A 12831-nucleotide genomic window follows, 5' to 3' on the forward strand; every position below is an offset into this window, starting at 1 on the left:
CGCGTTGCACTACGAGTGCACGACCACGCACAGGCCGACTTTGATGCAGTCGTGAAGTGCCTTGGCGTCGGCCAGGCGCAGGTTGATGCAACCGTGGCTGCCGCACCACTTGTAGGAGTTGGGGTCGTCAAAGCTCTTGTCGTTTTGCCACGTTGCATCGTGGAAGCCGACCATGTTTCCCTCAAACGGCATCCAATAGCTTACCGGGCTCTCGTATTTGGGCTTGCCGGTCTCGGGGTCCTTGGCACCGATGAGTTTGCTGGCGCCGTCGTTGCTGTTGATCTGCCAGACGCCCTCGGGCGTGGCGTCCTCGCCCGGCTTTCCCGAGATAAAGTTGGCCTCCCACACGATATTGCCGCTCTCGTCGTAGTAACGCGCGTGCTGCTCGGACAGATCGACATCGACGTATGCCTTCCAGTCGGGCTCTCCCTTTGCGGTAAAGGTGTCGGCCTTCTTGGAGTATTTGATCTCGATTTCGCCGGTCTGCTTGTTGTTAATGGCATCCTCGACCTGCTTTGCAAGCGAGCTGCTGTCGATGGACCAACCAAAGTCGCCGCCTTCGACGGCACACTGCTTGCCATCGGCGCGCGTCCACCAGCGAGTGGAGCCCACGGTATTGAAGCCGTTGGCGAGCTCGGCTGCCCAGCTGCTGATCTGCGACGTATCGAGCGTGGGGTTTGCGGGATTGGCAAAGCTGATCCACTGTAACACGGAGCTGCCATCAACCTTGCCGGCATCCTCGCCGTTGAGCTTGAGGGTCACGTTGACGCCCAGGAAGTTGTTGGCGGCATCGCATGCGGCCTGAATTTGATCATCGGTCAGCGTTCCATTGAGCGGCTCATAGGCATCGTTGCCGAGCTTGGAAAGATCTACGGTCTCGGTCAGCGAGGCAAGCTCGAGCTCGGCATACTTAATGACATGGTCGCGGTTGAGTTTTTCGTTGGAGCGCGCCTTCTCGACGGTAAACTTGCCCGCTTGCTCGTCATATGAGCTATTGGCCTCGAACGTGCCCGAACGGCCCTCGTTAAACTCGTCGATGGCGGCGCCCAGATCCTTCTCAAACTTCTTTTGGTCAAAGGTATCGGAGAGCATGGACAGGTCGACGTCTTGATCAAGATCGACTTTGTTGGAGGTAGCGGTTGTTTTGGTCTTGCCGCTTAAGGATTCCACAAGGCGGACCGGCCATACAAAGGCTTCGTTGTGGCTGATGATCTCTTTTGCGGCAGCTTCGCCATCGACGATAGGCTCATCGGACTCGGGCTGATAGGTCCAGCTAAAGTCATCGCCTGTCACGGTGAGCTTATAGTGCTTCCATGCCGAGTTGACCTTGGTGGCGGCAGACGAAGCGTTGGAGAACGAGACGTCGACGCCGGCAACGGTGGTGTTGGGGTATGCTAGCTGCGAAAACGCTACGACGCCTACGATATAGACAATGACGATAAGACCCAGGACGACAAAGAGCGTCGTCTTTTTGCCCGACTTATTGTTCTCGACGGGTTTGCGTGCGGGGCCGCGATCGCCTCGAGCGTGCGTGCGGGGCTGCTTGGGCGCATTGCCGTTTGCCTGGCGCTGCTGACGTTGCTGGTTCGGGCGTTGCGAAGTGTTTGTTGCACCACGCTGTTGACCGTGGCTCGGCGCGATAGGACGCGGCGACTGAACGCCGCCGGTGTGCCAGCTCGGCTGCTGCGGATCGGGAATCAGTTGAGTTCGATCGTTTTGCGACATCGTATGCATATCCTTCGAATTTCGCCTTGTGGCTCATCGTGTTTTTACTGGGCTTGCATTATAGCGATAACCCAGTTGTTTGTGGTATGGAAACGGTGGCATTCAAAAGAGGTGGGACATTTGTCCCACCTTTGAGTCGTCCTTTGTCGTTATCCGCACACACCGCATTTTGCACAGGCCGAAAGCGCGGCCGGAGCCTGCGCTATGCCGCCCTTTGCCGTCTCGCGCAGCGTGGCCGGCAACGCGTGGCCCACCGAGAGCATGACATGTGCCATCTGGTCAAACGGCACCAAGCTCTTAATACCTGCGAGGGCGAGTTGTGCCGAACTAAAGGCCGCTGCCACGCCGATGGCGTTGCGGTTTTGGCAGGGCACCTCCACGAGGCCACCGACGGGGTCACAAACGAGGCCCAGCAGGTTACTCAGCGCGATGGAACTGGCGTCGAGCGCCTGCTCGGGCGTGCCGCCGAGCATCTGCACCAGCGCGGCGGCTGCCATGGCGGCGGCGCTTCCCACCTCGGCCTGGCAGCCGCCCTCGGCGCCGGCGACGCAGGCGCTCGTGGTGAGATTGAGGCCGATGGCGGCTGCGCAGTAGAGCGCGTCCATGACCTGCTCGTCGTCGAGCTGCAGGCGATCGGCGAGCGCCAGCACACAGCCGGGCACAACACCCGCGGAGCCTGCCGTCGGTGCTGCTACGATTACTCCCATCGTGGCGGAACGCTCGAGCACGGCCATGGCGCGGGCAACGGCGTCGGTTTGAACGGTGCCCATCAAGTTGGAGCTAAGGTCGTTGCTGCCGGTGGCATCGACAAGCTTAGCCTCGCCGCCGATGAGGCCGCCGAGCGAGCGCTGCGGGTTGACGATGGGGGTCGTGGTCTCCTCCCGCATGACGTCGAGCACGCGGCGCATGGCGGCGACGGCGTGGGTCTCGCCAGTCAGACGCGCCTCCCGAACGGCCATGACGGCGCCGATATTCAGGCCGAGCTCGGCGCACGCATCGAGCAGCTGCTCGCCGTCGTCGAAGATTTCCTTTGCCGAGACGCCGGGGGAGAGCGACGAGGCAGAACCGGGGAGCTCGATAAAGGTCGCGTAATCAACATTGTCGAGCTTACGTAGCATGGGGATAACGGTGTCGTCGGGCGCGCCGTCGGTCTCAAAGACGGAGTAGGCCTGGCCGCCCACTTCGGTGCGGTAGGTGCGGCAGAAGGCGATGTTCACGTGCGCGTAGGCGAGCAGGTTGGTGAGTGCGGCAAGCACGCCGGGGACGTCGTAGTGCGCCACGAAGAGCGTGGAGTACATACCCGAGATGTCGACGCCGACGCCGTTAATGCGGCTGATGCGCATCTTGCCGCCGCCCAGGCTCTCACCGCGGACCTGTGCCGTGGCGCCCGTGTCGTCGACCATGTCGATGTCGACGGTATTGGGGTGGATGGAGGCGTCGTCGCCCTTGATGTCAAAGTGATATTCGAGGCCCTGCTCGTGCGCGAGGTCGAAGGCCTGTTTGATGTTCTCGTCATCGGTGTCGAGGCCCAGAATGCCCGCGACGAGCGCACGGTCGGTGCCGTGGCCGCGGTAGGTGTGGGCGAAGGAGTTCCACAGGCCAAAGGTGACTTTGGTGATGCGGCCTTCCAGCAGGCTGGCGGCAACTTGGGCGCAGCGCAGGGCGCCGGCGGTGTGCGATGAGCTGGGGCCTACCATGACGGGGCCCAAGATCTCGAATGCCGAGGTCGTAGCTAGTGTTTGCGGCTTGCCTGCCATGGCTGCTCCTTTAATCCATCCCGTCGTCCCGAGGTGCGGGGCATAAGGTCGCCTGCTCGGACAGTCCTGCTCGCACGGAGAGCACATTAAGTGCTCTCCGGCTCGTGCGGAACTCGCGATCGACCTTATGCCCCGCCCCTCGGGACTAAGGATACATGGTTGGAGTGCCCGTGCTGCAAAATTCATTAGCTAGTGACGCAGCGTAGGCTCATATCGAAACATCTTCACTACCGGATTAATAAAAAAGAAGTACCGCTTGGGGGCGGTACTTCTTTTGAAAGCGTGTGCGTGTTGTGACCTTGGTGGTTTCCAATTACAGTCCGCAGGCTGCTTTGAGTTCTTCGACTCGGTCGGTCTTCTCCCAGGTGAAGTCGGCGTCTTCGCGACCGAAGTGACCGTAGGCTGCCGTCTTCTCGTAGATGGGGCGACGCAGGTCTAGGTCGCGGATGATTGCGCCCGGGCGCAGGTCGAAGGTCTTCTCTACGGCCTCGACGATCTTGTCCTCGGCAACATTCGCGGTACCGAAGGTGTCGACCATGATTGAGAGGGGCTTGGAAACGCCGATGGCGTAGGCAAGCTCGACTTCGCAGCGGTCGGCCAGGTCGGCGGCGACCACGTTCTTGGCGACCCAGCGCGCGGCATACGCGGCAGAGCGGTCGACCTTGGTGCAGTCCTTGCCGCTAAAGGCGCCGCCGCCGTGACGGCCGTAGCCGCCGTAGGTGTCGACGATGATCTTGCGGCCGGTGAGGCCCGTGTCGCCCATGGGGCCGCCCACGACAAAGCGACCGGTGGGGTTCACGTAGATGTCCGCGTTGTCCCACGGCATGTTCTCGGCGGCCATGACCGGGGTAATGACATGCTCGATGAGGTCGGCCTTGATCTTGCCCATGTCCTCGATCTCGGCGGCGTGCTGCGTGGAGATGACGATGGTCGTGACCTCCACGGGCTTGCCTTCCTCATAGCGCACGGTGACCTGGGTCTTGCCGTCGGGACGCAGATAGGCGAGGGTACCGTCGTGACGCACGGCGGCCAGGCGCTCGGCCAGGCGGCTTGCCAGGTAGTGCGGCATGGGCATGAGGGTCTTGGTCTCGTTGGAGGCATAACCGAACATCATACCCTGGTCGCCGGCACCGATCAGGTCGATCGGGTCGGTGGTAGCGCCGGTCTGGGTCTCGAAGGACTCGTCAACGCCCTGGGCGATATCGGGCGACTGCTCGTGGATGAGGCTCATAACGCCGCAGGTGTCGCAGTCAAAACCGAACTTGGCACGGTTGTAGCCAATGCGGCGGATAACGCCGCGGGCGATTTCCTGTACGTCGACATAGGCCTGGGTGCGAATCTCGCCGGCGACGATGACGGTGCCGGTGGTCACGAGGGTCTCGCAGGCGCAGCGGACGTTCTCCACGTTGGCAGGCACGCCGTTGGGGGCGATGTAGCCCTGCTCCTGGAGCTCTATTTCTTTGGCGAGGATTGCGTCGAGGACGGCGTCACTGATCTGATCAGCGATCTTATCGGGATGACCTTCGGTCACCGACTCCGACGTAAAAACAAAGGACCCGTGTTGGGGTGGGATGGAACGAAGTTCTTCTGACATGGTTGTCCTTTCAAAAACGTGTCCCGGCGACCGTTACCATTCCGCCGGGCTCTCTATGCAAGGGCACATCATAGCGCGTAAATCAAACATTCACACCCTTTTCGCACCTACTCATTGGGGACAGACTTAAATGAGTAGCCTTGCCTAAGTGCCGATAGGTTGCCCAAAGACTGGTCATTTAAGTCTGTCCCCAATGAATGGGTCGGTGCCCTTTGTGCGGAGGTTGCTTTGTTGCTTTATACTGGTGCGGTTAGACATCCATCCTGCAATCGAGGAGATTTCCATGGCATCAGACGTTCGCGTCCGCTTTGCACCCTCACCGACGGGCAAGCTGCACATCGGCGGCGCCCGCACCGCTATCTATAACTGGGCTTTCGCCCGCGCAAACGGTGGCACGTTCATTCTGCGCATCGACGACACCGATCCCACTCGTTCCACCGACGAGAACACGCAGATCATTCTGCGCGCCATGCGCTGGCTGGGCCTGGACTGGGACGAGGGTCCCGAGGTGGGCGGCGACTATGGTCCCTATGCCCAGACCGAGCGCCTGGACCTGTACAAGCAGGCCGCCCAGAAGCTCTGGGACGAGGGCAAGGCCTATCCCTGCTTCTGCACCAAGGAGCAGCTCGAGGCTGATCGCAAGGCCGCGCAGGAGCGCAAGGACCCCTTCCAGGGCTATCAGCGCCGCTGCCGCGATCTTGATCCCGAGGAGGCACGCCGCCGCATCGAGGCCGGCGAGCCCTACGTCCTGCGCATCAAGGTGCCCGAGGACCGCGGCGACGTCGTCATCCACGACGCCGTCCACGGCGAGGTGACCTTCGACGCCAAGGAACTCGACGACTTCGTCATCTTCCGCTCCGATGGCACGCCCACGTACAACTTCGCGACCGTCGTCGACGATGCCATGATGAAGATCACCCATGTCATCCGCGGCGATGATCACCTGTCCAACACCCCGCGTCAGGTCATGGTCTACGAGGCCCTCGGCGCGCCCGTGCCCACGTTCGCCCACATCTCCATGATTCTGGGCGCCGACGGCAAGAAGCTCTCCAAGCGCCATGGCGCCACCTCGGTGGAGGAGTACCGCGACGCCGGTTACCTGTCCGATGCCTTTGTCAACTATCTGGCGCTGCTCGGCTGGTCGCTCGACGGCGAGACCACGATCATCCCGCGCGATGTCCTGGCCAGCAAGTTCTCGCTTGATCGCATCTCCAAGAATCCCGCGACTTTCGACCCCAAAAAGCTCGACTGGGTCAATGCCGAGTACATCAATGGCATGTCCGATGCTCAGTTTGCCGACGAGATCATGGTCCCCGAGCTGCACGAGGCGGGTCTCATCGAGGGTAACGTCGAGTACGGCGAGGACTGGATCGACGCGCTTGCCGCCATCGTCAAGCCGCGCACCAAGATGCCGGCCGACGCCGTGACCGTTGCCGCCCCCATCTTCGCTACGGCCGAGACGCTCGAGTATGACGAGAAGTCCGTCAACAAGGGCCTGGCCAAGGAGGGCATGGGTGCCATTCTGGACGCCGCCAAGGCTGCTCTCGAGGGCGTGGACGAGTGGACTGCCGAGGCCATCGACGCCGCGCTTGAACCGCTGCCCGAGCAGATGGACCTTAAGAAGCGCGTGGTGTTCCAGGCCGTGCGCGTTGCCGTCTGCGGCAACATGGTGAGCCCTCCGCTGGGCGAGACCATGGCGCTCGTCGGCCGCGACGACTGCCTGGCGCGCATCGACCGCGCCCGCACGATGGCGCTGTAGCAGCTGCGTATACGCATGTATCCGAGCCCCGTTCCCTCCGAGCGGGGCTCTTGTTTCTGTACCGATGAGCGTGTTGCTGGGACAAAATAATCAGTAGTGTTTGTCCCATGTTCGAGCGACGCAACAAGCTCGACACTCGTATCGGCCATGGGACAAACACTACTGATTATTTTGTCCCACCCCTTTCAGGTCCGTTCGTTAGAGGTGGTGTATGGCTCAACAACTGTCGCTGTTTGGTTCGCCGGAACCGGAGGTGGCTCCGGTGGTGCCGGCATCCGCTGCTGCCCCGGCAAAGCCCAAGCCTGCACCTGAACCCGTCGCCGCTTACGCGAGCGTGGTCCTCGACATTCCCACCCGCGCGTTGTCCGAGCCATTCGCATACTGCATTCCGCAGTCCCTTGCCAATGAGACCCAGATCGGGTCTACGGTCCTGGTACACTTTGGCAACCGTGCCGCCGCGGGCTATATCGTCGACATTGCGCCTGAGCTGGGAGACCTGCAAGGTAACAACGCCCTCGACCCCGCACGCATCAAGCCTATCGAGGCCATCCTCAGCAAACCGCTCTTTACCGCCGAGGCTGCCCGCATCGCACGCTGGATGAGCCGCGAGTATGTCGCGACGCTTTCCGAGTGCTTGCGCCTGTACCTGCCCCCGGGTGGCAGTCCGCGCGTCGTTAAGGGCGATGACGGCGCATGGTCGGTTGAGCGCCCCGCCGTCAAGCCTATCCAAAACCGCTGGGTGATGCTTACGCCCGAAGGCTTTGACTATACGCCGCCCAAGACCGCGGTCCGTCAGCGTCAGCTCATCGAGGCGCTGCAGTGCGGCCCGGTCACGACGCGCGACCTCAATCTTCTCTATAACAGCATATCGGCGACCATCAAGGCGCTCGAAAAGCGCGGCGTCGTGGTGGTGGAGGAGCGCCGTGCGTGGCGTGGCTGCAGCGAGCAGACCACGCTGTCCTCGGCAAGCGGCAAGGCGCCGGTCTCCCTTACAAACGGCCAGCAACAGGCACTCGCGCAGATTGAGCGCGCCCGTTTGGACGCTCATGGCGACGTGGTGCTGGTCGACGGCGTTACCGGCTCCGGCAAAACCGAGGTTTATCTCTCTGCCATCGAGCGTGTGCTCGCAGCTGGTCGCTCTGCCTGCGTGCTCGTCCCCGAGATCTCGCTGACGGCCCAGACCGTCGGCCGCTTCCGCTCGCGCTTTGGCGAGACGGTCGCCGTGTTCCATTCGCGCCTTTCGGCCGGCGAGCGTCTGGACCAGTGGGATATGGTCGCCAGCGGTGCGGCCCGCGTGGTGGTCGGCGCCCGCTCGGCGCTCTTTTGCCCGCTCCACGACTTGGGCCTCATCATCATCGACGAGGAACACGAGACCAGTTACAAGCAGGGCTCCAGTCCGCGCTACCACGCGCGCGAGGTGGCGGCCGAGATGGCGCGGCGCTACTGCTGCCCGCTCGTGTTGGGCTCGGCCACGCCTTCTGCCGAGGCCCTCGACCGCTGCCGCCGTGGCACGTATAACGGTGCCACCTGGACGCGCGTCGAGATGCCCGAGCGCCCGGGACACGCAGTCCTGCCTACGGTTCGGATCGCCGACCTGCGCCGTGAGTTTTCTCACGGCAGCCGCTCCATGTTCTCCAAACCGCTGATGGAAGGCCTGGAGCGTGTGGTCGAACGCCGCGAGAAGGCCGTGTTGTTGCATAACCGCCGTGGCTTTGCGCCATTCCTGATGTGCCGCGAGTGTGGCTGCGTCCCCACCTGCAATCACTGCTCCACCGCGCTCACGTATCACGAACGCACGCACACGCTGCAGTGTCACACCTGCGGTTCGTCCTGGCGCGTGCAGCCGTATCCCGCGCCCACGAGCCGTTGCCCCAAATGCGGCAGTCGCTACCTGGCAAAAATGGGCCTGGGCACTCAGCAGATCGAGGACGCACTGCACCAGATGCTTCCCGAGGACGTCGCCATCATTCGCATGGATGCCGATTCCACGCGCGGCAAGGATGCGCACAAAAAACTTCTCGAGCAGTTCGATGCGGCCGATTGCGCCGTGCTGCTGGGCACCCAGATGATCGCCAAGGGCCTCGACTTTCCCGAGGTTACGCTCGTGGGCGTGATCAATGCCGACTTTGCATTAAAGCTGCCCGATTTTAGAGCGGGAGAGCGCGCCTATGATTTGCTGGAGCAGGTCGCGGGCCGTGCCGGACGCGGCGATCGCCCTGGCGAGGTCATCATCCAGACCTATCTGCCCGAGGACCCGGTTATTCACGCCGTTGCCGAGCACGACCGTTCGATCTTTACCGACTTCGACTTGGACCAGCGCCGCGACGCGCTGTACCCGCCGTTTGTTCGCTTGGTCAACATCTTGGTGTGGTCAGCGAACCGAGACGACGCGCGGGACTACATCGGGCGTATTGCAAAGCTTCTTAAGCGTCGCTGGCATGCCGCCGCGCCCGACTTTTTGCGGGCGGGGAGTGCCGTGCCGCAGGTGCTGGGCCCGGCTTCGTGTGTAATCGAGAGAGCCAAGGACCGTTACCGCTTCCATCTGCTTGTGAAGTCGCCCGTGGGGTACCATGTCTCTGATGATATCGACGCCTGCCTCAAAGAGGTGGGCTCTGTGCGCGGCGTGAGCGTGAGCGTTGACGTCGATGCCTATGATTTGATGTAACAAACCGAAAGGATGGCCATGGAAGCCAACGGAATCGTACTGTCGCCCGACCCTCGCCTGCGTCAGGAGTGCGCCGTCATTGAGGAGATCACCCCGGCGATCGATGCGCTTGCCGAGAAGATGAAGAAAATGATGTTCGACAACGGCGGTTGCGGCCTGGCCGCCCCGCAGATCGGTGAGCTTATTCAGCTCGTCACCATCGACTGCGACTACAGCGACAAGAACGACTACGATCCGTACGTGCTTATCAATCCCGTGATTGTGGAGCAGAGCGACCATCTGGTGCCGTTTAGCGAGGGCTGCCTGTCCATCCCCGGCATTAGCTGCGAGATCGAGCGTCCCGACCATGTTGTCGTCGAGGCGTACGACCTGGATGCCAACCTGATTCGCTACGAGGCCACGGGCGACCTGTTCTGCGTGTGTCTGCAGCACGAGATCGATCACCTGCACGGCAATACCATGTTCGAGCGACTGAAGCCGATGCAGAGGCTCAAGGCGGTCAAGGAGTACCAGGACGCCCTGGCCCGCGGCGCTCGACCGGGCGAGACGGAGTAAGTCGTCCGTCCCCTTCCGCCACAGGGCTTAGGTTTTGCTCCATGCTCAAACAGTCCTGCTCGCACGAAGAGCACATTAAGTGCTCTTCGGCTCGTGCGGAACTGCGCGTGGAGCAAAACCTAAGCCCTGTGGCGGAAGGGGACTGCGTTTTCGTGCTCCTTTTCGCCCGGGTGCCGTTGGGCCAGGGAGGGGCGTCTTCGCTGATAATTGCTTTGTTGGAAGAGCTGCTTTTATTGCGGCTCTTTCTTTGGTTTTGGGTATATTTGTCTTTGTTGATTGTTCTTGCGGCTAGGTGCGCTTGCGACCTGGAACGCTTCTTTTGTAGCCGTCTCGGCTCGTTATTGAGAGGAGACTAACTTTTATGCGTATTGTGTTTATGGGTACGCCTGATTTTGCTGTGCCTTCGCTGACTTCGCTTGTTGAGGCTGGGAACGAGATTGCGCTTGTTATTACTCGTCCCGATGCTGTTCGTGGGCGTGGTAAGAAGCTGGAGCCGTCTCCTGTTAAGGCTAAGGCGCTTGAGCTGGGGTTGCCGGTTATTGAGGCTAATCGTATGACGCCGGAGGTTGTTGAGGCGCTCCAAGCTGCCCAGGCTGACATTTTCTGTGTGGCTGCCTATGGCTGCATTTTGCCCGATGAGGTCTTGAATATGGCGCCGCTTGGTATTGTGAATGTTCATGCGTCCTTGCTACCTCGTTGGCGTGGTGCTGCTCCCATCCAGCGTGCCATTCTTGCTGGTGACGAGGTTGCCGGCGTTTCCATTATGCGCATTGGACATGGCGTGGATACTGGTGCTTATTGTGCCCAGGCTTCCACGTCGGTTGCCGGTAAGCATGCTGAGGCGCTGACCATGGAGCTTGGTGAGTTTGGCGGCAAACTGCTTGCCGATACGCTTCCTTCTCTTGCCGATGGCACCGCCGTGTGGACTGAACAGGATGAGGCGCTCGTTACCCATGCTGCCAAGATTTCTAAGCAGGAGATGCGCCTGGATCCGCACATGGTGGCGCTTGATTGCGTGCGTCATGTGCTGGCCTCGTCCGATACCGCGCCTGCTCGTTGCGTGATTGCTGGTAAGACCGTACGCGTGCTCGATGCTGCGCCGGCTGATGTGTCGCTCGGCGAGGGTCAGGTTCTCCTTCAGGCCAAGCGTGTTTACCTGGGCCTTTCTGATGGCTCGGTTGAACTACTCGAGGTTAAGCCTGATGGCAAGCGTGCCATGTCTGCTTCTGCCTGGGCTGCTGGCCTGCAGGGTGCCGATCTTATCTGGGGTGTTTTGTCATGAGCAAGCTGTCTCCCGCGCGCAAGCTTGCGCTCGATGTGTTGATGGAGGCCGATCGCCGCGGCATGTATGCGCGCGACGTGCTGTCCTCTCGCGCATCGGCCAAGGCTATTGACCAGCGCGATTCCGCTTTTGCCGCCCGCTTGGCGCTGGGTGTGGCCGCCACGCAGGGTATTTTGGACGAGCTGCTCGATCAGTTTCTTGATAAGCCCAAAAAAGTCGCGCCTCGTGTGCGCATGGCGCTTCGCATCTCTGCTTTCGAGATGCTCTACCTGCATACCCCGGGTCGCGTTGCCGTAAGTCAGGGTGTTGAGCTGGTTCGCTGCGGTGCTAAGCCTGCCGCTGGCTTGGCCAATGCTGTACTGCATAAGGTTGCGGATCACGTTGAGGACTTTGCTACTGCGTCCGATGTGGATGAGTCTGAGCGACGCTTGGTTCGTCTGTCGCGCCTGATGGGTCTTCCTCGCTGGCTGTGCGCTCGCATTATGGCATCGTTCGACACGCCAGAGGGTGCGCTTAACTTTGCCGGCAATCTGGCCCCCGCGCCGCTGGCCCTGCATGAGAACGCCTTTGCGACTAAGTCCGATCCGTATATCTCGCAGCTCGTCGCGCCTGTTTTCCCGGGCTGCCATGCCCCGGTTGATGCCCAGGTTACGGTTGCGTCGGGCGTATTTGAGCGTGCTGCTGCCGTGGCCTCGGACCTTAACGCCCAGCTTATCGCCACAGCTGCCACGCGCCCTGGTAGCTGCCTTGAGATTGGTGCCGGTCGTGGCACCAAGACCTATGTGATGATGTGCCAGGCCAAGCGTACGGGCTATGAGCGTCAGCATACGGCGCTCGATCTGCATGATCGCAAGTGCGATCTGAATCTCGCTCGCCTGCATAAGGCCGGTATTCAGGGCGTTCGTACGGTTTCGGGTGATGCTTGCGAACTTGATGAGGTGCTCACATCGTTTGATGCCATGCTTGGCGAGCCGGTTAAGTTCGACACGGTCTTTATCGATGCGCCGTGCTCTGGCACCGGAACCATGCGTCGTCATCCCGAGATTCCGTGGCGTCTGACTGAAAAGGATGTGACGGTTGAGCTGCCCAAGCTGCAGCTGACGATGCTCAAAGAGGCCGCTGCGCGCGTGGCTGCCGGCGGCGAGCTTATCTATGCGACGTGCTCGGTCTTCGACGAGGAGAACGCGCAGGTGGTGGAAGCATTCCTGGCTTCTCCCGAGGGCGCCGGCTTTAGCGTGGCACCGCTCTCCGAGGCGCAGATCCTGCAACTTCCCGAGTTCGATCAGGCCAAGAAGCTCGTATCCGTACGCCAGAACGATCGAGGCCTCTTCCAAAGCGTGCCGGTAAACGCCGACTCCTACGACGGCCACTTCTGCGCCAGACTGGTTCGCAACTCATAGAGCTACCTGCGACACAAAGAAATAGCCCCGCGATCGGTGTCGGTCGCGGGGCTGTTTGGGGCTTATAGGACAAAATGTGTGTCCCGATAGAACA

General features: G+C 61.3%; 8 protein-coding genes. 5 read left to right on the plus strand and 3 right to left on the minus strand.

From position 1 onward, the window contains the following. Positions 1–9: 9 nt before the first annotated feature. The 3 genes from CSV91_RS02740 to metK form a co-directional block, all read right to left on the minus strand. Positions 10–1725: a L,D-transpeptidase gene (locus CSV91_RS02740; RefSeq protein WP_172622432.1), complete on the minus strand. Its 1716-nt coding sequence runs from the start codon at positions 1723–1725 to the stop codon at positions 10–12. Positions 1726–1874: 149 nt separating this feature from the next. Further along, the gene (gene sdaAA, locus CSV91_RS02745; RefSeq protein ID WP_099431714.1) at positions 1875–3482 is read right to left on the minus strand and encodes an L-serine ammonia-lyase, iron-sulfur-dependent, subunit alpha; all 1608 of its coding nucleotides are present in this window, start codon (positions 3480–3482) and stop codon (positions 1875–1877) included. A 313-nt stretch (positions 3483–3795) separates the two neighbouring features. Beyond that, entirely contained in the window at positions 3796–5076 is a 1281-nt protein-coding gene (gene metK / locus CSV91_RS02750; protein ID WP_099431715.1) for a methionine adenosyltransferase, read from the minus strand. A gap of 283 nt (positions 5077–5359) precedes the next feature. Between metK and gltX the strand changes: the two genes are divergently transcribed. From gltX to CSV91_RS02780, 5 genes are all read left to right on the plus strand, one after another. Continuing rightward, positions 5360–6835: a glutamate--tRNA ligase gene (gene gltX / locus CSV91_RS02755; RefSeq protein ID WP_099431716.1), complete on the plus strand. Its 1476-nt coding sequence runs from the start codon at positions 5360–5362 to the stop codon at positions 6833–6835. 211 nt (positions 6836–7046) lie between these two features. Then, positions 7047–9500: a replication restart helicase PriA gene (gene priA / locus CSV91_RS02760; protein ID WP_099431717.1), complete on the plus strand. Its 2454-nt coding sequence runs from the start codon at positions 7047–7049 to the stop codon at positions 9498–9500. Between the two features lie 18 nt (positions 9501–9518). Continuing rightward, a complete protein-coding gene (def, locus tag CSV91_RS02765; protein WP_099431718.1) occupies positions 9519–10055 on the plus strand; it encodes a peptide deformylase in 537 nt (178 codons plus the stop codon). A 361-nt stretch (positions 10056–10416) separates the two neighbouring features. Then, on the plus strand, positions 10417–11337 hold the full coding sequence (gene fmt / locus CSV91_RS02775) for a methionyl-tRNA formyltransferase (protein ID WP_099431720.1): 921 nt from the start codon (positions 10417–10419) through the stop codon (positions 11335–11337). Further along, positions 11334–12737, plus strand: a complete 1404-nt coding sequence (locus tag CSV91_RS02780) for an RsmB/NOP family class I SAM-dependent RNA methyltransferase (RefSeq protein ID WP_099431721.1) — start codon at positions 11334–11336, stop codon at positions 12735–12737. The genes fmt and CSV91_RS02780 overlap by 4 nt, the downstream gene beginning before the upstream one ends. The last annotated feature ends 94 nt before the right edge of the window (positions 12738–12831 follow it).

The organism is Collinsella aerofaciens (assembly GCF_002736145.1).
Lineage (GTDB): Bacteria > Actinomycetota > Coriobacteriia > Coriobacteriales > Coriobacteriaceae > Collinsella > Collinsella aerofaciens_A.

What these genes read in the sequence shown, in the direction of transcription:
- CSV91_RS02740 (WP_172622432.1), bottom strand. Translation starts at nt 1,725, where the DNA reads ATGTCGCAAAACGATCGAACTCAACTGATTCCCGATCCGCAGCAGCCG.
- sdaAA (WP_099431714.1), bottom strand. Translation starts at nt 3,482, where the DNA reads ATGGCAGGCAAGCCGCAAACACTAGCTACGACCTCGGCATTCGAGATC.
- metK (WP_099431715.1), bottom strand. Translation starts at nt 5,076, where the DNA reads ATGTCAGAAGAACTTCGTTCCATCCCACCCCAACACGGGTCCTTTGTT.
- gltX (WP_099431716.1), top strand. Translation starts at nt 5,360, where the DNA reads ATGGCATCAGACGTTCGCGTCCGCTTTGCACCCTCACCGACGGGCAAG.
- priA (WP_099431717.1), top strand. Translation starts at nt 7,047, where the DNA reads ATGGCTCAACAACTGTCGCTGTTTGGTTCGCCGGAACCGGAGGTGGCT.
- def (WP_099431718.1), top strand. Translation starts at nt 9,519, where the DNA reads ATGGAAGCCAACGGAATCGTACTGTCGCCCGACCCTCGCCTGCGTCAG.
- fmt (WP_099431720.1), top strand. Translation starts at nt 10,417, where the DNA reads ATGCGTATTGTGTTTATGGGTACGCCTGATTTTGCTGTGCCTTCGCTG.
- CSV91_RS02780 (WP_099431721.1), top strand. Translation starts at nt 11,334, where the DNA reads ATGAGCAAGCTGTCTCCCGCGCGCAAGCTTGCGCTCGATGTGTTGATG.